We start from the raw sequence: 20,115 nt of genomic DNA, 5'->3' as shown, positions 1-20,115 counted from the left end.
GTTCATCGTATGCTCCGTTCGTGCTGGTACTCGTGCAGGTGGGCACGGAGGTTCGTGCGGGCTCGCTGGTACCGGCCCCGCGCAGTGGATTCGCTGATACCGAGGATTTGGGCTGCCTCTGGGACAGGGAAGCCGTCCCACAGCACGAGACGTATCAGCTCCGATTGATCCGCTGGGATGGCGTCGAGGGCGGCCCGCACTTGTAGGGACTGATCGTCCGGGGCTTCGGGCGGGAGGGTTGCGAGGTGTTCCCGGAGTCGTGCGGTGAGTCGATGGCGACGCGAAGCTCCGCGTGCGGCGTTCGCGACTACTCTCCGGGCGATGCCGAAGAGCCACATGCGTGCTTCTTCTCCGTCGGTGGGAAGATGGCGGCTGCGGCGGGTGGCGACCAGGAAGGTCTCACCGAGCAGGTCCGCGGCGTCGGCGGGTAGCGGTAAGCGCCGGCCGAAGTAGCCGAGCAGGTCTGCAGCGTTGGCGATGTACGCGGCTTCGAGGTGCGCGAGGTCGGGCTGGTGTCGGCCGCTGGCGGTCACTGCGCTGCGCCTTCGCTCGCGTTGGCGCATGGCCCGGCAGCGGCCTCGAGTGATACGCCCGGCTGCGAGTGGCCCGCGTGTTCGAACTCGGCCGAGATGCGATCGGCGATCAGGCCCGTCGCCACGCCCGATAGCGTCGCGGGTGGCGGCGTCACCGTGTCAGTGGTGACGGACTCGCGTTGGGCAGTTTCGCGTTCAAGCGCGGCCTGGATCTCGGTCGCGGTGATCGACTGGATGACCGGATCCCAGTCGTGATTGGTCAGGAACCTTCTTGCCGCCTCGGTTCGTCGGTCGACTTCCTCGTTCGGCACGGCACCGTACTCGGGTGTTACTCGGACGAAGACTTCGCAGAGTCCGAGCTCCGAGCCGTCACCGAGATCGAAGGTGCGCTGCGCCACGATGTCGGGTGTCCAGCCCAGCCACTCGATCACCGCCGGAGACGCCGCTGCCGCGCCTATACCGAGACCGAGGATGCCGAGCCCGAGGGCGATACCGCCCGCGAGCTTGCCGGAACGCGGCCGCCGCGCACGCGGCCGCGCGTGATGCGTTGCCGCCTCCCTGGCGACGGCTTCCGCATGCTCTCGCGCGCCTGGGCTCGAGCCCAGTGCCGGCGGCGCCGCTTCTCGCACCGCCTCATCCAGCCAATCCATCGCCCTGTCCTCTCGTCGGCGGTGCTCACAACAGACATGTCCGGACTCGCCCGATCCTTAACGCAGCTGGGTCGAAACCTGTCGAGCCGCTCAATGGGGTCGCCGGTTCAGGCTGCGTGTTCGTCCTCGGCTTTGGACAGGAACGCGCTGATGTCGATGGGGCGGGTTGCCGGTAGTTGGACGGCCGAAGGGTCGGTTCCTGAACTCAAGCGTGCTCCTTACTTGACGAGATGGTGTGTGTAGGCGTGCGCGATGAGTTGGAGCCGGGAGGCGAGCCCGAGTTTCGTGAGGATGCTCGAGACATGCGTCTTCACGGTGGTCTCGCTGATGTACGCGGCTTCGGCGATCTCGCCATTGGAGAGCCCGCGCGCGGCGAGCAGGTAGACCTCGCGCTCTCGGGTGGTCAGCGCTGCAATCGCCTGTTGGTCCGGCTCGTCCCCACGGATCGAGGTGAGGTCGTGGATGAGGGCGATGGTCGTGGATGGTGCGAAGACGGAGCTGCCGTCGTGGACGGTGCGGATCGCGGCGAGGAGCAGCTCGGGTCGTGCGTCCTTCATGAAGAACCCATGCGCGCCGGCGTCGATCGCGTGGGCAACGGCATCCGGTCGCTGATGCGTGGTGAGCACGATGACACGGGACGCGGGGGAGGCAGCGAGCACTCGTCGGGTGGCGGTGATCCCGTCGGTTCCGGGCATCCGGATGTCCATCAGGACCACGTCCGGTGTCGCCTCTTCGGCGAGCGAGACGATCTGTTCCCCGTCGTGCGCGGCGCCGGCGAACTCGAGGTCGGGTTGGGAGCGGATGATCATCTCGATCCCGGCGCAGAAGAGCACGTGGTCGTCGGCGATCGCGACCCGGATCCGGTCGCTCATGCCGCCGCCTCGGCCGCACCGGGTCCGGTGTCGGGGATGAAGGCGTTCACGATGAACGTCCCCCTTTCGTCGGCCTCGGCCGTGAGCCATCCGCCGGCGAGCCGTGCCCGTTCCTGCATGCCACGGATGCCTCGCCCAGGTCGCGACGGGCTGGTCATCTCGGCGGGGGTGGCGATCAGGATCGCGAGGCCGGGCCCGCGCCAGTCGAGCGTTACCTTCGCCGTCGCCTCCTCGCCGGCGTGCCGGACGGCGTTCGTGAGGGCTTCCTGCACGATCCGGTACACGCCCAGCTGCTGGCCCACCGGTAGCGGCTTGGCGTCGCCGAACTCGGCGAACTCGCACTCCAGCCCCGCCGCCCGGACCCGGTCGAACAGGGCCGGCAGGTCGGCCACGCCGAGATGTGATGCATCCAAGTCGTCTGGCGCGGCATCCAGCAGCCGGCGCAGCTCGGTCAGTCCGTCGCGTGCCGTGTCTGCGATCGTGGCGAGCGCGTCCCGCGCGCCTGCGGCCAGGGACGGGTCGCTCATCCGCGCCCCATCGGCCTGCGCGGCGATCACCGCGAGCGAGTGCGCCATCACGTCGTGCATATCCCGGGCCAGACGCTCACGCTCGGATAGCGCGACGAGCTCACCTTCGACGACCGCGAGGTCCCGTTCCAACGATTGGGCGTGCCGTCGCGCATCCTGCGCGTGGCGGGCGACGCGGAGTGCGAGCCCAGCGCACCACGCCCCGACCGCGAGACCGACCGTAACGACGCACGCCACCGGGACGGTCGAGACCAGATCGAACTCGCCTCCGCTCTGGAAGGCACGCGCGGACTCCAGCGAGTAGAACACCGGCCACCCCTGCTGCCCCAACGCGGGCAGCGTCAGCAGCAGTCCGACCGTGACCCCGTAGACGATCACCACCGGCAACGAGAGCCGATGCAGCACGGGCCGGCCGAACGCGCTGATATTGAACACCGCGTACAACAGCGGAAGGTACGCCGCCCAACTCGTGCTGCCGAACCGGGCCCCCTCCACGACGAGCTGGAGCACGAGACCGACGCCCAACAGAGCGAGCGCGACAGCCGGCCATCGCTGTGAGACCGCGATGACGACACCGAACAGGACGAAGGGAACCAGCGAGACCAGCGGTCCCTGCGGGCCGTTCCCGAGACGGCCTGCCTCCCCGATCCACCACAGCACGACATACACCACACCGACAGCCGGCGCGAGAAGACCGGTCAGGCGGCCAAGAGTCCGTTCCACACTGCGAACCTACGGTGCCTCGGCACGAGTCGGGTTGTTCCCCACTGAGATCTCCTACCCACGATCGAGGAATACCCATCGACAGTATGAGCAGGGCAAGTGGTACCCGCATCATCGGTCGAAGCGGCACTCCGAGAGCATCCGCCCAGGACCTTCGACGCGGTGCTCCTGGAAGGGCTCGCCCCGGAATTTGTGACTATTAAGTGACTACGAGACCGATTGTGCAATCGAAAGTCGCGGCCACGTTGGGTCGAAATCCCTGATCAGACAGGAGAACATGTTGGGCCGCATCCGTGTGGATTGTTTTCTCGCGGTCCTCGCCCACGGGTGGGATTGCACGCGAGCTTCGAGCGGCGGGGAAAGTATGCCTGATCAGGGAATTTCCGGCGGAGCCGATGACGGGAATCGAACCCGCGCTGTCTGCTTGGGAAGCAGAAGTTCTACCATTGAACTACATCGGCACGCGGCATCCGCTCTGACGAGGAGGACGCCGCGGACACCATCGTAGCAAGGCGCGGGCACCCCCTCGGTAGGCTGACTCCGTGCTTCTCTCGGATCGCGACATCAGGGCCGAACTCGACCGCGAGCGCATCCGGCTCGACCCGTACGACCCCGCCATGATCCAGCCGTCGTCGATCGACGTGCGGCTCGATCGGTACTTCCGGTTGTTCGACAACCACAAGTACCCGTTCATCGACCCGGCGGAGGACCAGCCCGAGCTCACGCACCTCATCGACGTGCGGCCCGATGAGGCGTTCGTGCTCCATCCCGGCGAGTTCGTGCTCGCGTCGACGTTCGAGGCGGTGACCCTGCCCGACGACGTCGCCGCGCGCCTCGAGGGCAAGAGCTCCCTCGGCCGGCTCGGCCTGCTGACGCACTCGACGGCCGGCTTCATCGACCCGGGCTTCACCGGGCACGTGACGCTCGAGCTGAGCAACGTGGCGACGCTGCCGATCAAGCTCTGGCCGGGGATGAAGATCGGCCAGCTCTGCTTCTTCCGCCTGTCGTCGCCGAGCGAGCGCCCCTACGGGTCGCCCGCCTACGCGAGCAGGTACCAGGGCCAGCGCGGTCCGACCGCGTCGCGGTCGTTCCAGAACTTCAGCAGGGCGGATGTCGGCGTGACCGACGCCGGCGCCGCCGGAAGCTAGCGCGGATGACGATCGTCATCGGGACGCCGGTCGTGCGGGCCGTCGACGGCCGCATCGCCTACGAGGTCGAGCTCGCCGGTGTCGACGAGGTCGATCGACTGCGCTTCACCGTCCCGGAGTCGGCCGAGGCGTTCGTGAACCCCAGGGCGGATGCCGCGCTGCTGGCGCTGCTCATGCCGGCGATGCGGGTGCGGCAGGATCTCGTGGTCGAGGGTCCGGTCACGGACGAGCTCGCCTGGAACCTGCGGCACGACGTTCCGGCGGTCCTCCGTGGCGTCCGGCCGGAGCTCTCCTCGATCGGCCTCGACGTGCGCGACGCGCTGGCGCCGTCACCGGCGGGCGACGCCGTCGCGACGGGGTACTCGGCCGGCGTCGATTCGTACGCGACGCTCGCGCGCCATCATTTCGCGGCTGACGTCCCGGCCTCGGTGCGCGTGACCCACCTGCTCTTCAACGACGTCGGTTCGCACGGCCGAGGGGAGCGCGGGCACGAGCTCGCTCGCCGGCGCCTCGAGCCGATCCGGCGCGGAGCCGAGACCATGGGCCTGCCGCTCATCGACGTCGAGTCCAACCTCGACGAGCTGTACCGGGCGCCGGGGCTCGGCTTCCAGCAGACGCACACGATGCGCAACGCGGCCGTCGCCCACCTGCTCTCGGCCGGCATCCGTCGGTTCCTCTATGCCTCGTCGGTACCGTACTGGGCGGTATCCACTGCACCGAGCTTCGACATCTCGTTCGCCGACCCGATCCTGCTGCCGTTCCTCTCCCATGCCTCGCTGACCATGCAGCCGTCGGTGACCGACCTCGATCGGGCCGAGAAGACCGAGCTGGTGACCGAGGTCCCCCACTCGTACGAACGCCTCGACGTCTGCATCGAATCGGTCGACGGCTCGAACTGCTCCCGGTGCTGGAAGTGCCGGCGGACGATGCTCACGCTCGACCTGCTCGGCGAACTCGACCGTTATCGCGGCGTCTTCGACGTGCCGCCGGACCCGGCGTGGAAGGCCGAGTACCTCCGTGCCGCGCTGCTGCGGCAGTCCCTGCCGAGCACGCGGAGCATCGTGCGGTTGTACGACGAACGGATCGGCATCCCACGGGCGTGGCGGGTCGAGGCCGGGGCCCGCACGTCCGCCGCATCGATCCGGAGCGGCGTCCGTACGACCGCGCGGCGGGCTGCGCGTGCCATCCGGACGAGAGGCGACGACGCGTGACCCGCCTCGTCCTGGCGCACGACTACCTCGTGCAGGTCGGCGGCGCCGAGCGCGTCGTCGCCGAGTGGGCGGCCGGCTTCGGGGTCGGTCGGGTGGTGACGCTCGCCTATCGTGCCGAGTCGACGTTCGACGCGTTCGCGGCACTCGACGTGCAGGCGACGATTCCCGCGAGCATGTCGGGCCAGGTCGAGCGGATGCTTCCGGCGCTGCCGGCGATCGCCGCGCGCACGAGGGTGTCGGGCGCGGACGTCGCGCTCGTCTCGTCGAGCGGGTGGGCGCACCGCTTCCACTTCGACATGCCGCACGTCGTCTACGTGCACAGCCCGGCCCGGTGGCTCTACGCGGCCGACGACTACCGGTTGCGGCTGAGCGCGGTGCGCCGGGCCGGCCTGACCGTGAGCACGCCGATCCTGCGGCGCGGCGACGCCGAGGCCATGGCCGGGGCGACGGCGATCGTCGCGAACTCTGCGGTCACGCAGGCGCGTATCCGCGTCGCCTACGGCCTCGACTCGACGGTCGTGCATCCGCCGGTGGAGCCCGTCGCCCCGGATGCGATCCCGCCCGGGCGGGAGCTGCCGACGGCGTTCGCGGTGGTCGTGGCGCGCGACCGCGGCTACAAGAACGTGTCGCTCGCGATCGAGGCGGCTCGCGCGGCGGGGCTGGCGATCGCGGTCGTCGGGGCCGGGTCCGAGGCGCTCGACGACCCCGGCGGCGGAGTGCACGGCCTCGGCCGAGTGAGCGACGCAGAGCTGTGCTGGGTCTACCGGAACGCCGCGGTCGTCGTCGGGGCGGGTCGGGAGGACTTCGGCCTGACCGTCCTGGAGGCCGCGCTCGAGGGCACGCCCGCGGCCACGGTGGCGGCCGGCGGATACCTCGAGACCGTGCGTTCGGGCGTGAGCGGCGCATTCGCGGCATCCGCCACGGTCGGGGACCTCGCGGAGGCCATCCGGGTCGCGCAGGGCGTCGACCCGGAGGGAGTCCGGGAATGGGGGCGCGCGTTCCGACGCGACGCGCACGTGGCGCGGCTCGCTAGCCTGATCGACGAGGCGGTGGAGCGCGCGTGAACGAGTCGCAGGTGGCGGTGCCGCTTCAGGTGCGCCTGCAGTTCGGGCATGCGGCGGTCCAGCGGGTGGCGGATGTCGATGGGATCGACCTGCTGCACATCAAGGGCGCCGCGGTCGCCCCGGCGCTGCGCCCGGAGGGGTACCTTGGCAGCGACGTGGATGTCCTGGTCCGGCCCGACCAGGTGGACGCGATCGACGCCGCCCTGCGCGAGCACGGCTGGACGCTCTACAGCACGTTCGAGCACGGCTCGCCGTTCGGCCACGCGCAGACGTACGTCCACGATGCGTGGGGGTACATCGACATCCACCGCCGCTTCCCGGGCATCCGATTGAGACCCGACCTGGCGTTCGACGTGCTCTGGCGCGACCGCCACGCGACCGACATCGCCGGGGTGACCTGCCAGGTCCCCAGCGAGCCCGCGCAGGGAGTCATCCTCGTGCTCAACGCAGCGCGGTCGCCGAAGGGGGCCCGCGGCGATGTCGTCACGGTGTGGAAGGAGGCCGACGCGGACCGCCGCGTCGCGATCGAGCGGCTGGTGGAGCGTCTGCACGCCGAGGTCGCGTTCGCCGCGGCGGCCGGAGGACTCGAGCGATTCCGGCACGACAGGGAGTACCGGTTGTGGAAGGTCGTCTCAGAGGGCGGCTCGCGATCGGCCGAGTGGTGGGCCCGCATCCGCTCGGCGCCGACGACGTGGGCCGGCGTCCGCATCGCGCTGCGAGCGCCGCTCGTGAACGTCGACCACCTGGCGCACCGTCTCGGGCGGACGCCGACGCCGTTCGACGTCTCGGTCGAGTTCGTGCGGCGACCGTTCGCCGCCGTGTTCGAGGGTCTCAAGGGCGCCGTTCGCCGCGTACGGCCGCGACGGGTGGTGCGCTGATGGGCGGGTACCGGCCGACGGAGAGCACGGGCGTCGTCGAGTACGGCGACGTGCTCTACGCTGCGACCCTGCCCTCCGGTCCGATCCTCGTCCTCGACGGCATCGCGGGACTCATCTGGGCGGTCGCGTGCGAACCGTCGGACGAATCGGTGGTGGACCGCGTCGCAGAACTCACGGGCGCCCCACCGGCCCACATCCGCATCGAGGTCGAGCGCTTCGTCGACGACCTGGTCGCCCGCGGCCTCCTCGCACCGATCGCCGGCTGACGGTTCCTCGCCGGCACGGCGCCGTGCGGGGTCGCGGCTATGATTCCGGGAGGCCCGCCCGACCGGAAGCTCCGGGCGGAGGCCGTGGAGGCGCAGGATGGCACGAGCCCGGGTCGGTGGCGGCCTGATCGCACAGCTGCGCCTCATGCTGCACATGGCCGACGTCGATCCGAAGCGGTGGCTCGCCGGCACCGTGGCCGCATCCGTCGTGCTCGCGGCGCTCGACACCCTCGGCGTCGCCGCGATGGTCCCGCTGACCCAGCTCGCGACCGGCGGCGACCTCGACACGGGGGCGCTCGGCTGGATCTCCGACGTCGTCGGCACGACCGACCGATCCGTGCTGATCCCCGTCGTCGCGATGTTCGTCGCCGTCGTGTTCATCGTGAAGAGCATCGGTGCGATCGCGTTCCGGTGGTGGTTGCTCGGCCGGACCACGAGGATCTCGGCGCTCGCGTCGGCCGAACTCGCCCTGCGGTACGCGCTCGCGCCGTACGCGGAGCATCGCGCTCGCCGCATGAGCGAGATCTACCGCAACATCAACGACGCCACGAACCAGTCCGCGAGCGTGCTGCTCGGCCTCGTGAGCATCGCGACCGACGCACTCGTCCTGGTCGCCATCACGATCGTCCTGGCGATCGCCTCGCCCGCTGTCACGCTGTTCGCGGTGGTCCTGTTCGCGCTCCTCGTGTTCGGGGTGCAGATGAGCCTGCGTCGCCGTCAGTACCGCATCGGAGAAGAGGTCGCCGCGGCCGGTCTCGCGTCGTGGCAGTTCCTCCTGCCGGGGCTGGACGGCTTCCGCGAGGCGCGGCTGACCGGCAGCTCCAATGCGTTCATGGACGGCTTCCGCGAGTCGCGACTCCGACGGGCGCGCGCCTCGCGCGAGATGGGCATCCTCTCGGACGCGCCGCGCTACCTGCTGGAGATCGGCTTCGTCTTCGCCATCCTCGGCATCTCGGCGATCCTGTTCACGACCTCGACGCCTGCGGAGGCGATCACGGTGCTCGGCGTCTTCGCCGCGGCATCGCTCCGCGCGCTCCCGACGCTCAACCGCATCTCGGGGAGCTTCGCGACGATCCGCACCGGCCGTGCCGGTCTCGACATCGTCTCGCGTGCCGTCGCCGAACTGGACGCCGGCGGTCGGCACGACGAGCGCCCGCACAGCCGGGAACGGTATGGAGGCGACATCCTGCTCCGCGACCTCGGGTTCCGGTACCCGGACGCCGAGGACTACGTGCTCCGCGAGATCTCCCTGCGCATCCGGCACAACGCGACGACGGCCTTCGTCGGCTCGAGCGGCGCGGGCAAGAGCACGCTCCTCGATCTCGTGCTCGGCCTGCTGACTCCGACCGAGGGAACGGTCGAGGTGGGCGGGCGCTCCATCCAGGACGACCTCGCGGCCTGGTACGCCGAACTCGGCGTGGTTCCGCAGGACGTCTTCCTGCTCAACGACACGATGACCGCGAACATCGCGTTCGGAGTCCCGGCCGAGGAGGTCGACCGCGATCGGGTCGACGAGGTCATCCGGATGGCGCAGCTCGACGCGCTCGTCGCAGATCTCCCGCAGGGGCTCGACACCATGGTCGGCGAGCGCGGCGTGCGCCTCTCGGGCGGGCAGCGCCAGCGCATCGGGCTCGCCCGCGCGCTCTACCGTCGCCCGAGCGTCCTCGTGCTCGACGAGGCGACGTCGGCCCTCGACAACCTCACCGAGCACGAGATCGCGGCGACGCTCGCGAAGCTGCAGGGCAGCCTGACCATCCTCATCGTGGCGCACCGGCTCTCGACGGTCCGCCATGCGGACACGCTCGTGTTCCTCGCCGAGGGGCGCATCGAGGCGGAGGGCACCTTCGACGAGGTGCGGGCGCTGAACGCCGACTTCGCACGGCTCGTGGAGCTCGGCGAGCTCGACTGACGGCCCGCCGGCCGACCGGTCCGTGGTCGTGCTCAGATCGCCGGCGTCGCGCGGATGAGCTCGTCGAGCGCATCCATGAGGTCGGCGCTCTCCTGCGGATCCACCTTGCGACAGAACGGCGACCCCGAGGCGCGGAGTTCGGACAGGTCGTCGAGGGTGCGCGTCGTGGGGCGGTCCTCCGCGACATCCCACGCCACCTGCGTCACCGGCGCCATCCCGTTCGGGGGCGCTTGCCACGACAGGGCGGTCACGAGCGCCGACTCGTCCGGGATCACCGAGCGGCGGTAGAGCCGTCGGAGCGGTGAGCCGGGTGCGAGGTCCTCATCGAGCAGCCGGTGGAGCTCCGGGCGACCGAGCGCGATCCACTGGCTTCCGCCGAAGCACGGGTGCGCCGCCGTGAACGGCGTGCGCACCCGCCGGATCCCGTAGTACAGCCCTCGACCCCGGGTGACGATGCGCACCGCCATGACGGGCTCGGCCCGGAGCGCGACGGCGCCCCGAAGGCGCTTCCACAGCCGGTGCGCGACACCGGAACCGGGACGGATGCCGAGCCGGGAAGCCGGTGATCGGAACCACCGGTAGGTGTACCGCGTCAACTGGTCGTCGCCCTCGCCTCGGCGCCGCCCCCAGCGCGGTGTGTAGCGCAGCTCGCGGGCGTCGCCGACCCAGCCGCCGACCGCGACCGCCTCCGCCTCCCACTCGTCCAGGCGGCGGAGGGGGTAGTCGCGACCGGAGACGAGGCAGACGAGGTCGGGGTCGACGCCGTCGCGCACGTGGGCGAATGCGACCAGCGTGGCCTCGACGAGCTCCCACGAACCCCAGTCGGTGGCGAGACCGTGCGCGAGGATCTCGACGCCAGGCGCCTCCAGCCCGATCGGCGCGGGCGTGGTCCGGGCGTCGTGCGCGACGAGCACGTGGGCGGTCGGGCTCGACGAGCGGATGGCTCGGACCAGTCGCTTCGTCTGCTCGGGATCGTCGTGGGTGAGCACCACGTACGCGGCTCGGACCGGGCGCTCCGGGTCCCGTCGTGCGTCCGCATCCCCTGCCATGCGGTCAGCCTACGGGCGGTTCGGAGACCGTGACCGCGCCGCCGCGGCCGCCGTCGTGGATAGAATCGGCCCGATCACCGAGCCGGGACGGGAGAGCATGGCCGACGGACCGAAGCTCAGCGTGTGCATCGTCACCTTCGAGCGCCCGGCCTTCCTCGAACGATGCCTGCGATCGCTCCAGGCGGGGCTCGACCGCGATGCCCAAGTCGTGGTCGTCGATGCCTCGGCGGCGAGCCAGGGCGACCTGGTGCGATCCGTCCGCCCCTCGGCGGAGTACGTGCACGCACCGCACCTGGCGGGATGGATGACCCGGTCCCGCAACGAGGCCCTCCGCCACGTGCGGGGCGAGGTCGTGAGCTTCCTCGACGACGACGTCGTGCTCCGCCCCGGCTGGGAGGCCGCGCTGCTCGACGCGTTCGCCGACCCGACCGTCGCCGCCGTCGCCGGACGCACCTGCAACGGCCAGCCCGGTGAGGAGCACTCCGAAGCGCCCGTCGGCCGGCTGCTGCCGGACGGCCGCCTCACCGACGGGTTCGCGTCGGAGCAGGACGGACTCGTCGACATCGACCACGGCATCGGTGCGAACATGTCCTTCCGCCGTTCCGTGCTCGCCGAACTCGGCGGCTTCCGCGACGACTACCCGGGCACGGCGCTCCGCGAGGACACCGACATCTTCCTCCGCCTGAGAGCACTCGGCAGGCGAGCGGTCTTCGCTCCGGACGCCGCCGTCGATCACCTGCCTGCCCCGCACGTGCGGGGCGCCCGCTTCGACACGCGGTACAAGCTCTACGGCCGCCGCAACCACATGGTCCTCCTCGCCCGCGACGGCGGGCTCGGGTCCCCGCAGCTGCGGCGATGGGTGGGCGGTCAGTTCGCCGCGGTGGGTCGCTCGCGAGGGCTCGCCGCGAAGGCGAAGCGTCTCGGCGTCACCGTCGTCGGCATCGCCTGGGGCAGCGGTGCTGCCGTGCGGCAGGCGCGGTGGCGCCCTCTGCCCCCGCGACGGGACGATGCGCTCGGGCGCGAACTTCGCGTGACGCTGGGCGCTCCACCCGGGGTCGAACGAGGTGCGCGGGAATCGGAGGACGACGAATGACCCGGACGCATCCGCGGGGCCTGCGCCTCAACGCCTACGTGCTCGCGGGCGATCCGGCGTGGATCGGCCAGAGCCTCGGGTCGTACTACGACCTCGTCGATCGCATCGTGGTCTCGTACGACCGCTCGCACCGGTCATGGTCGGGGCATCCGCTCTCGGTGCAGGAATCGCTTCGACGCATCGCCGCGGCGGACCCGGAGCACAAGGTCGTGCTGCTCCCCGGTGACCACGTCGCCGGGGAACGCTCGCTGATGGCGACGGAGACCGCGCAACGGCAGGCGGCGCTGGATGCCGCATCGGATGGTGCGGACTGGGTGCTCCAGCTCGACACCGACGAGGTGCTGCCCGAGCCCGGCACGTTGCTGGCGCAGCTCGCGGTCGCCGACGAGACCGGTGCCGGCGCGATCGATTTCCCACTGCGCAACCTCTACGCGATGACCGGAGACGGGCGATTCCTCGAGCAGTGCGGTCGGTTCTGGACCACGCAGGCCGCCTACCCGGGGCCGGTCGCAGTGCGCGCGGGGACCGCGTTGACGGTCGCCAGGCAGGCCGGGGGCGTGCCGCACCATCGCGTCGACGTCTCGCCGCGGAACAGCGATCCGGCCCATCCGCGCAGCACTCCCGTGCACGCCGTCATTCCGGCCGAGCAGGCGATCCTCCACCTCAGCTGGGTCCGGACCGAGGAGCAGATGCGTGAGAAGCGCGATGTGTCGGGCTACTCGAAGAACCGCGACTGGGACCACGACCTCGCCCGCTGGCGCTGGCGGACGCGGCATCCGTGGCTGACCGCAGCCGCCGCCCCCCTCAGCCGGAAGTGGTGGGACCGGTACCGTCCGGTCCGGGTGGACCGCCTCGCTGGCGCCCGCCCCTGATCGGTCGGCGCGCGATCCGGCCGATCCGCCTGAGCCATCGCGGCAGCATCGCCGTGACGCGGTCGCGGCGGCGCGGGAGGATGTCGCGAGCGAGCGACAGCGCCTGCCGGTACGCGCCGAGGTCCCGGGCCCGCCAGCACGCACGGAGCGCCCACTCGAGCACGTGCCGGTAGTACGGGGCATAGGCCTCGAGCGGACGGTGGGGTGGGGTGGGCAGGTCGCCGGGCTGCCAGAACGAGCGGATGGCGCGGAGCGCAGTCAGGCCCTTCAGCGGAGAGCCGGTCCGCGTGATCGACCCCGCATCATCCCGGAAGTAGGCGAGCCGTTCGGGCAACGACCGCCACTCCGTGAGGCGGGCGACGTTGACGTACATCACCCAGTCCTGTGCCGTGACGAAGCCGTGGGGGAAGCCGCCGGCGCGTTCGAGGATGTCGCGGCGCACCGCGGTCGTGCTCATCGAGCCGCGCATCCGCTCGAGCAGGAGGTCGTAGCTCCGTCCCTCGATCCGGAGATACGAGAGGTCCTTCCGTGGTTCGGCGGTCCTCGCCGCCGCGATGCACTCGTCGAGCGTCGTCGCTGCGAACTCGTCGCCCGGTCCTGCCTCGGCGGCGAAGCTCCAGTAGCCCGTGTTCATGGCCAGCGCCCCGTTCGCCGCCTCGGCCGCGATGCGGGTGAGGTAGCCGGGATCGAGCAGGTCGTCGTCGTCGAGGAAGCAGATCCAGTCGGTGTCGGCGAGCGCCGACCCGGCGTTGCGCGCCGCGGCGACGCCGGCCTTCTCGATCGGGGCGAGCTCGATGCCCCGGCGACCCTCGAGCGCAGCGATCGCCGGATCGTCGAGGCCGTCGGGCACGACGATCACACGGTCGAACGGCTGCGTCTGGCGTTCCGCGCTCTCGACGGCCTGCAGCACGAGCTCGGGGCGGCGATGCGTCGGGATCACCAATCCGAACGTGGTTCGGCCGCGGTCCGCCTCTCGGTCCCCTTGCACGCGAGTCATCGTATCGGCGGGTCCGGCGATCGAAGCCACCTGCGATACTGGAGCGAATCTCACGAAGGACCGGGGCCATGAGTTCGACCAAGGAGCGCCGGGCGATCCGGCATCTGCGGGTCGTCGAGTGGTGGGGCGGCGCGTGGCGCTGGGTCCTCACGGCCTTCGCAGCGGTTGCGGTCATCTACCTCCTCCTCGATCGCGGCGCCAGCGGCGGTGCGGTGATGGCCGTCGTGCTCGCCGCGTTCATCGTCGCAGCCTCGCTCACCGGGTCGAAGCCCCTCGCGATCGCCCTCTTCGCCGTGCCGGGGCTGCTCATCTCGCAGCGGATCGGCATCGGCGGGACCGACCTGTCCGTCTCCGATGCGGCACTCGCCGCGGCGTTCGGCACCGCGCTCCTGCTCGGCCAGCGGCCCTACAGCACGCCGCTGCGAAGGCTGCTCTGGCTGAACCTGCTCTACCAGTTCGCCACGCTCATCACGGTGATCGTCAATCCGTACCTTGCGAACACCATGGAGTGGTTCCACGCGTGGTTGCTCGTGTCGGGCGCGCTGATCGTCGGCTGGGCGCTCGGAGCCGCCGGCTACGCCCGGCTCGCCCTCTCGTTGATCGTCTTCACGGCGTGCGCCATCGCAGTCGTGACGCTCGTGCAGGCGGCGAGCCAGTACGCGGTCGGCAACTTCGGGCCCGCTGCGCCCGCGTGGCCGATTCCGATGCACAAGAACTTCGTCGGGACCGTCTTCGCGTTCGCCGCGATCGTGGCATACCTGAATCCGGACTGGGTGGGTTGGACGAAGGGCTGGTCGCGCCTGGCGTTCTGGGTGCTCGTCGCTGCGACGGTCGCCTCGCAATCCCGTCAGGCGCTCATCGGACTGATGGCTGCCGTGATCATCGCCGTCATCCGGCGCAGCACGTCGCGACGATCGCGGGTGCTGATCCTGCTCCTCCTGATTCCGGCGGCGTGGCTGATCATCTCGATGGTCGTCGAGCAGGTCCAGTCCCAGAACCAGCACAACTCCGTCTTCCAGCGGCTCGACTGGTTCCGCGAGGTGTACCACTTCTGGCGGGAGTCGCCGATCTTCGGCCACGGACTCCGCTACTGGTATCAGCCCGGGAACCTTCCGTACCAGCCCCCGCAGGGAGAGCTCGAGGTCCTGGCGAGCTCGGGCGCCGTCGGGCTCGCGGCGTTCGTCGTCATGTGGGTCGGCATCCTGCTCGTGCTCTGGCACATCGATCCGCGGTTCGGCACGCTCGCCGTCGCGGTCGTCGTGTGCCGCCTCGCGCAGGCGCAGTTCGACCTGTTCTGGGTGGCGGCGCAGGTCTCGATCCCGTTCGTCATCGCCGGGGTCTGCCTGGGCGCGATGGCGCACGAGCAGCGCGCCGACGAAGAGGCGATCGGTCCGCCGGTGCGGATGGCGGCAGGCCCCGCCCTGCGCGTGCGCCGCTAGGCGCGGACCAGCAGGTCCGCGCCGACCAGCTCGTCGAGCGTCGCGGCGACGATCGCCGAAGGATCGACGTCGGCAGGCGGCTCGGGCATCTCCTCGAGTGCGGCGACGGTGAGTTCGCGAGCCGTGCTGTCGGACGCAGCGAACCAGAGGACCGGGCCGAGGCCCTCGAGCACCGAGACGATGTTGCGGCGGAAGACCACGAGCGAGTCGTCCACGCTCAGTGCGTCACGGTACTCGCTGCGCCGGTACACCGTGCCGGGAGCGGCCTCGACGACGACCTCGTCCTCGCCGAGCTTCGCCGCGCAGTCGCAGTCGCTCGTCGAGACGCCGACGTCGACCAGGTGCGGTGACTCGTCGGACCGGATCGCCAGGATCTCGTCGACGATCCCGGGGAGCGTGTCGGCCTCCGAATACACCACACGACGTACGCCTCCCGTGGACAGGATCGTGCTGACCAGCGTCCGGAGGGGGCTCGGGAGGTTCGAGAGGAAGCTGGTCTGCGGCACCAGTTCGTCCAGCGCCTCGAGCAGGGGGACGGACTCGACGTACGGCGCTTCGACGCCGTCGCGACGGTCGAGGACGACGATCGCCTCGAGCGTGAGCGGAGTCTCGGGGAGGCCGAGCAGACCCTCCGCCGATGCGGGCAACGGGGTCTTCGCATCCGGGTCGGTGCCGACGGAGAGGGGCTTCCGATACGGGACGACCTCGCCGCCCGGGTACACCGCCAGTGTCTCGTCGGTCACGTAGCCGAACGACCGGCCGAGCGCGCGCGAGGCCGTGGTCTTGCCGCGTCCGGACGGGCCGACGAGAGCGACGACACGACCGTCCTCGAGCGCGACCGCTGCAGCGTGCAGCATGAGCGCCGAACCGCTCAACCCGGCGATGCCCGCGAGCGTCGCCTCCGAGACCAGGCCGGCGGCGAGGCGCTCGGGGGTGTGCGCGGAGACGACGCGGTGTGCGGGGTCGCCGCTGTGGATGGCGCGCTCCATCGTCGCCGTCAGGGTGACTGCGGGCTCGGATCCCTCCTCCACGAGGTCGACCCAGTGCCCGCGGATCCGTTCGCGGACGTCGGCGGGCACGGAGGCGTCGAAGTCCACGCGGACCACGGAGTCGAGGACGCGCACGTCGAAGGCGGTTGACATACCATGGACCCTACTCGCTCGTTGTCCTCCGTACTGCGGACCGTCGGCGACACGACCCGGAGGTGCCCATGGAACTGCGCGACTACCTCCGCGGCCTACGACGGCACTGGTTGGCGATCCTGCTCCTCACCCTCGTCGGCGTCGGCGCCGGGTACGGCTGGACGATGCTCCAGACGCCGGTGTACGTCGCGAGCGCGAGCGGCATCGTCCAATCGACGGGCGAGGGCGACGTGGCCAACGTGTCGCTGGGTGACACGGTCGCTCGCTCGCGCGTGCCGTCCTACCTCGTCATGGCGGGGTGGACCGACGTGGCCCAGGGTGTCATCGACGACCTGGGGCTCGACACGACGCCCGAGGCGCTCATCGAGCGCGTCGAGGTGACGAACCCCCAGGGCACCGTGATCCTGAGCGTCACGGCCGAGGCGCCGACCGCGGAGGGCGCGCGGCGACTCTCGGAGGCGTGGCTGATCTCGCTCGGCAACGTCGTCGACGAGGTCGAGGTCGAGAGCAGCCCGCTCGGCGCCGCACCGGTGCAGGTCGTCACGCGCGAGTCCGCCTCGCTCCCGTCGAGCCCGGCGTTCCCCGACGTCCAGACCGCGCTCATCGTCGGTGGGGTGCTCGGCCTCGGCTTCGGCATCGCCTTCGCGATGATCCGCACCGCCGCGGACCGCCGCATCCGCAACGCGGAGGACACCGAGGCGAAGACGGGCGTCGCCGTCGTCGGGACGATCCCGTGGGTGCCGAGCATGGATGCCGACAATCGGCTGGTCGACGCATCCGCCGCCAATCGCACCGGCAAGACGGGCACGTTCGCGGTCTCCGAGGCCCTTCGGTCGCTGCGGACCAACCTCCAGTTCATGGATGTCGACCATCCGCCGAAGACGATCGTCGTCACGAGCCCGCTTCCCGGCGACGGCAAGTCGACGGTCGCCTGCAACCTCGCCCTGACGCTCGCGGCGGCGGGTACCACGGTCGTACTGGTCGACGGCGACCTCCGGCGCTCGATGGTCGCGAAGACCATGGGGCTTCCCGGCGGGGCGGGGCTCAGCGACGTGCTGGCCGGCCGCGCGGCGCTCTCCGAGGTGCTGCAGCGCACGCCGAAGTCGAACAACCTGCTCGTGCTCGCGGCCGGGAGCGTGCCGCCGAACCCGAGCGAGGTGCTCGGATCCGAGCGCATGCACACGCTCATCGCGGACCTCACCAAGCACGCGACCGTCATCATCGACGCGCCGCCGCTGCTGCCCGTCACCGACGGTGCGGTCCTCGCCCACCAGGCCGATGGCGCCCTGGTCGTCGTCACCATGGGCAAGACCACCTACGACCTGCTCGACAAGGCCCTGGACACGCTGCGGAAGGCGCGCGGTCGGCCCCTCGGCATCGTGCTGAACAAGGCGCCGATCCGGGGTGCGGATGCCGCGACGTACTCGTACGAGTACCGCCGCGACTACACGTCGGGCGCAGCCGCGGCGCAGCCCGCGGGCGCATCGGCTCCCGAGCGGGCGCCGAAGAAGAAGCGCGGGCGGAAGGCTGCGCCGCAGGAGGAGGTCCTCGTGACCGAGCCGCCGGCGGACGAGCGCGACGCACGCGGCTGACGCGTGAGCGAGCCCGAGCGACGCGGAGCCCGCGCCGATGCATCGAGCGAGGGTCGGCTCAGGGTCGCCCTCGTGTCGTCCTCGTACGCGCCGCACGTCGGCGGCGTCGAGGAGCACGTCCGTCAGGTCGCGCGCGCGCTGCAGCGGGCGGGCATCGCCGTCGAGGTATGGTCGGTCGACCGCGGCACCGGGCCGGTCGTCCGCGACCTGGACGGCATGACCGTCCGCTACCTGCCGACGCCGCTCCCGACGGGGTCCATCGGGGGCATCGCGCGGTTCGCACGGGCCCTCCCCTCCGCATGGCGGTCGTGGTCCCGAGCGCGATCGGCGTTCCGTCCGCATCTCGTGCACGTGCACTGCTTCGGGCCGAACGGGGTCTACGGCCTCGCCGTGCACCGTCGGTTCCGCGTTCCGCTCGTCGTCACCTCGCACGGCGAGACGGTCGCCGACGACCACGCCGTGTTCGAGCGGTCCGCGATCCTGCGATCCTCGCTCCGCCGAGCGCTCGCGGCCGCGGCCGCGGTCACCGCACCCTCGGCGTTCGTGATCGACGAGTTGCGCGAGCACTACGGTCTCCGGGGCGGGGAGGTCGTGCCCAACGGCGTCGACCTCGCGCTCGTCGGCGATGCGACGCGCAGCCGCTTCGGCGGACCCTACCTGCTCGCGGTTGGGCGTCTCGGGCGCACCAAGGGCTTCGACCTGCTGATCGACGCGATGGCGGGCCCGGGCCTGGATGCCCTCGTGCGCCTCGTGATCGTCGGCGACGGCCCGGAACGCGAGCGCCTGGAGGCGCTGATCGCGGCACGCGGCCTGGCCGATCGCGTCGAGCTGGCCGGACGGCTCGACCCGCCCGACGTCGCCGACGCGATGGCCGGCGCGACGGCGGTCGTCGTGCCGAGCCGGATGGAGGCGTTCGGCATCGTCGCGCTCGAGGCGTGGCGGAGCGGCGCAGCCCTGGTCATGACCGATCGCGGCGGTGCCCCGGGGTTCGTGCGCGATGAGGTGGACGGACTGCTCGTCGACCCGACCGACGCGGGTGCGCTGCGGGCGGCGATCGAGCGCGTCGTCTCGGACGCCGACCTCCGCGCGCGCCTCGTGGCGTCCGGGCGGCAGCGCGTGTCCGAGTTCACGTGGGAGCGCGTCGCGCGTGCATATGCGGCTCGGTACATGTCCGTCCTCGGCGAACGCACGCCCGCCGGCGAAGAGACCACGGCGACCGAGGCGGAGGCGCCGTGACGTACACGAACCCGGTCCGGCGCCGCGTCCGCCAGGTGCGACGGCTTGCGGCCGCCGCCGCGCGGCCGGCGATGTGGCGGGGCGGCGTGGTCGTGCCGGCTCATTGGTGGGACGGCCATCCGAACTTCGGCGACGACCTCACGCCGTGGCTGCTCCCCTCGTACGGCGTCGCACCGGTGCACCGGGTCGCCGGGCGCGCACGGCTCGCGGGCGTCGGCAGCATCCTCGAGTTCCTGCCGGAGGACTTCGACGGGGCGATCTGGGGCAGCGGGCTCATGTACGGTCGCCCGCATCCCCTGCCGCAGGCCAAGGTGCTCGCGGTGCGGGGGCATCTCACGCGCGAGCTCATCGGCGCCGGCGACGACGTCGCGCTCGGCGACCCGGGCATCCTCGTGGCGCGGCTCGCGCCGCGCCCTCGTCCGCGCTGGGACGTCGCGATCGTGCCCCACGGTCACCACCGGCAGCACGAGTCGTTCATGGCGCTGGCGGATGCCGCGGGCACGCGGGTCCACGTCGTGAACGTGCACCAGCCCGCCGCACGCGTCGTCCGCGAGATCGCCGCCGCCGAGGCGGTCGTGACGACCTCGCTGCACGGGCTGGTGACGGCCGATGCCTACGGGATCCCCGCGACCTGGACGACGCTCGATCCGCCGCTCAGCGGCGGACCGTTCAAGTTCCACGACTACGAGTCGGTGATGACGCCGGGTGCCAGCCGGTTCATGCCGTTCGACCCCTCACGGGGCCTTCGCGGCATGCTCGAGGGTGCGGCGGTCGCGCCGCGTGTGACGGTCGACCGGGCGAGCGACGACCTCGAGCGCTCGATCCGCCGGCTCACCGAGGTCGTGCCCGGCCTGCCGCGGTACCCGGTCGGCGCGTTCGGCGCGCTCGCGGGGCGCGGCTAGCAGCCGACCGGC

19 protein-coding genes and 1 tRNA gene are annotated in these 20,115 nt (G+C 71.2%); 12 read left to right on the top strand and 8 right to left on the bottom strand.

Annotated features, from left to right (window positions below; translation table 11 throughout):
• Nucleotides 1-2 precede the first annotated feature (2 nt).
• The 5 genes from ACULK2_RS17340 to ACULK2_RS17320 form a co-directional block, all read right to left on the bottom strand.
• A complete protein-coding gene (locus ACULK2_RS17340; RefSeq protein ID WP_445967890.1) occupies nt 3-533 on the bottom strand; it encodes an RNA polymerase sigma factor in 531 nt (176 codons plus the stop codon).
• Nucleotides 530-1,183, bottom strand: coding sequence for a hypothetical protein (locus ACULK2_RS17335; RefSeq protein WP_445967891.1), 654 nt, complete (start codon nt 1,181-1,183; stop codon nt 530-532). Before ACULK2_RS17335 ends, ACULK2_RS17340 begins: the two co-directional genes overlap by 4 nt.
• 218 nt (nt 1,184-1,401) lie before the next feature.
• The gene (locus ACULK2_RS17330; RefSeq protein ID WP_445967892.1) at nt 1,402-2,055 is read right to left on the bottom strand and encodes a response regulator; all 654 of its coding nucleotides are present in this window, start codon (nt 2,053-2,055) and stop codon (nt 1,402-1,404) included.
• Nucleotides 2,052-3,305 (bottom strand): sensor histidine kinase, encoded by a 1,254-nt coding sequence (locus ACULK2_RS17325; protein WP_445967893.1) that lies wholly within the window; start codon nt 3,303-3,305, stop codon nt 2,052-2,054. The genes ACULK2_RS17330 and ACULK2_RS17325 overlap by 4 nt, the downstream gene beginning before the upstream one ends.
• Nucleotides 3,306-3,695: 390 nt before the next feature.
• A tRNA-Gly gene (locus ACULK2_RS17320) sits at nt 3,696-3,766 on the bottom strand.
• Nucleotides 3,767-3,847: 81 nt separating this feature from the next.
• Between ACULK2_RS17320 and dcd the strand changes: the two genes are divergently transcribed.
• From dcd to ACULK2_RS17290, 6 genes are all read left to right on the top strand, one after another.
• Entirely contained in the window at nt 3,848-4,453 is a 606-nt protein-coding gene (gene dcd / locus ACULK2_RS17315; protein WP_430647030.1) for a dCTP deaminase, read from the top strand.
• Nucleotides 4,454-4,458: 5 nt separating this feature from the next.
• Nucleotides 4,459-5,664 (top strand): hypothetical protein, encoded by a 1,206-nt coding sequence (locus tag ACULK2_RS17310; RefSeq protein WP_445967894.1) that lies wholly within the window; start codon nt 4,459-4,461, stop codon nt 5,662-5,664.
• Nucleotides 5,661-6,728, top strand: a complete 1,068-nt coding sequence (locus ACULK2_RS17305) for a glycosyltransferase (protein ID WP_445967895.1) — start codon at nt 5,661-5,663, stop codon at nt 6,726-6,728. The genes ACULK2_RS17310 and ACULK2_RS17305 overlap by 4 nt, the downstream gene beginning before the upstream one ends.
• Nucleotides 6,725-7,606, top strand: coding sequence for a nucleotidyltransferase family protein (locus ACULK2_RS17300; RefSeq protein WP_445967896.1), 882 nt, complete (start codon nt 6,725-6,727; stop codon nt 7,604-7,606). The genes ACULK2_RS17305 and ACULK2_RS17300 overlap by 4 nt, the downstream gene beginning before the upstream one ends.
• The gene (locus ACULK2_RS17295) at nt 7,606-7,872 is read left to right on the top strand and encodes a PqqD family protein (protein ID WP_445967897.1); all 267 of its coding nucleotides are present in this window, start codon (nt 7,606-7,608) and stop codon (nt 7,870-7,872) included. Before ACULK2_RS17300 ends, ACULK2_RS17295 begins: the two co-directional genes overlap by 1 nt.
• 97 nt (nt 7,873-7,969) lie before the next feature.
• The gene (locus tag ACULK2_RS17290) at nt 7,970-9,781 is read left to right on the top strand and encodes an ABC transporter ATP-binding protein (RefSeq protein WP_445967898.1); all 1,812 of its coding nucleotides are present in this window, start codon (nt 7,970-7,972) and stop codon (nt 9,779-9,781) included.
• 32 nt (nt 9,782-9,813) lie between these two features.
• Here ACULK2_RS17290 and ACULK2_RS17285 read toward each other — a convergent pair whose 3' ends face one another.
• Nucleotides 9,814-10,830: a hypothetical protein gene (locus ACULK2_RS17285; protein ID WP_445967899.1), complete on the bottom strand. Its 1,017-nt coding sequence runs from the start codon at nt 10,828-10,830 to the stop codon at nt 9,814-9,816.
• 97 nt (nt 10,831-10,927) lie between these two features.
• On the opposite strand from ACULK2_RS17285, the gene ACULK2_RS17280 reads away from it, so the two are divergent.
• Both ACULK2_RS17280 and ACULK2_RS17275 read left to right on the top strand, forming a co-directional pair.
• A complete protein-coding gene (locus tag ACULK2_RS17280) occupies nt 10,928-11,923 on the top strand; it encodes a glycosyltransferase family 2 protein (RefSeq protein WP_445967900.1) in 996 nt (331 codons plus the stop codon).
• Nucleotides 11,920-12,795, top strand: a complete 876-nt coding sequence (locus ACULK2_RS17275) for a glycosyltransferase family protein (RefSeq protein WP_445967901.1) — start codon at nt 11,920-11,922, stop codon at nt 12,793-12,795. The genes ACULK2_RS17280 and ACULK2_RS17275 overlap by 4 nt, the downstream gene beginning before the upstream one ends.
• Here the strand turns inward: ACULK2_RS17275 and ACULK2_RS17270 are convergent.
• Nucleotides 12,728-13,783 carry a glycosyltransferase gene (locus ACULK2_RS17270; RefSeq protein WP_445967902.1) on the bottom strand — a complete coding sequence of 352 codons (1,056 nt, stop codon included), beginning with the start codon at nt 13,781-13,783 and terminating at the stop codon, nt 12,728-12,730. The genes ACULK2_RS17275 and ACULK2_RS17270 overlap by 68 nt on opposite strands.
• Before the next feature lie 77 nt (nt 13,784-13,860).
• Between ACULK2_RS17270 and ACULK2_RS17265 the strand changes: the two genes are divergently transcribed.
• Nucleotides 13,861-15,231, top strand: a complete 1,371-nt coding sequence (locus tag ACULK2_RS17265) for an O-antigen ligase family protein (protein WP_445967903.1) — start codon at nt 13,861-13,863, stop codon at nt 15,229-15,231.
• On the opposite strand, the gene ACULK2_RS17260 is transcribed toward ACULK2_RS17265, so the two are convergent.
• Complete coding sequence (locus ACULK2_RS17260; RefSeq protein ID WP_445967904.1) at nt 15,228-16,373, bottom strand: ATP-binding cassette domain-containing protein; 1,146 nt, start codon at nt 16,371-16,373, stop codon at nt 15,228-15,230. The genes ACULK2_RS17265 and ACULK2_RS17260 overlap by 4 nt on opposite strands.
• 68 nt (nt 16,374-16,441) lie before the next feature.
• Between ACULK2_RS17260 and ACULK2_RS17255 the strand changes: the two genes are divergently transcribed.
• Genes ACULK2_RS17255 through ACULK2_RS17245 form a run of 3 tightly spaced genes read left to right on the top strand, consistent with a single transcriptional unit; the run spans nt 16,442 to nt 20,103 of the window.
• Nucleotides 16,442-17,965 (top strand): tyrosine-protein kinase domain-containing protein, encoded by a 1,524-nt coding sequence (locus ACULK2_RS17255; RefSeq protein ID WP_445967905.1) that lies wholly within the window; start codon nt 16,442-16,444, stop codon nt 17,963-17,965.
• 3 nt (nt 17,966-17,968) lie between these two features.
• On the top strand, nt 17,969-19,201 hold the full coding sequence (locus ACULK2_RS17250; RefSeq protein WP_445967906.1) for a glycosyltransferase family 4 protein: 1,233 nt from the start codon (nt 17,969-17,971) through the stop codon (nt 19,199-19,201).
• The gene (locus ACULK2_RS17245; RefSeq protein ID WP_445967907.1) at nt 19,198-20,103 is read left to right on the top strand and encodes a polysaccharide pyruvyl transferase family protein; all 906 of its coding nucleotides are present in this window, start codon (nt 19,198-19,200) and stop codon (nt 20,101-20,103) included. Before ACULK2_RS17250 ends, ACULK2_RS17245 begins: the two co-directional genes overlap by 4 nt.
• Nucleotides 20,104-20,115: the final 12 nt, after the last annotated feature.

The organism is Agromyces molybdatiresistens, from assembly GCF_052748445.2.
This window is presented reverse-complemented; position numbering and strand designations above follow the sequence as displayed.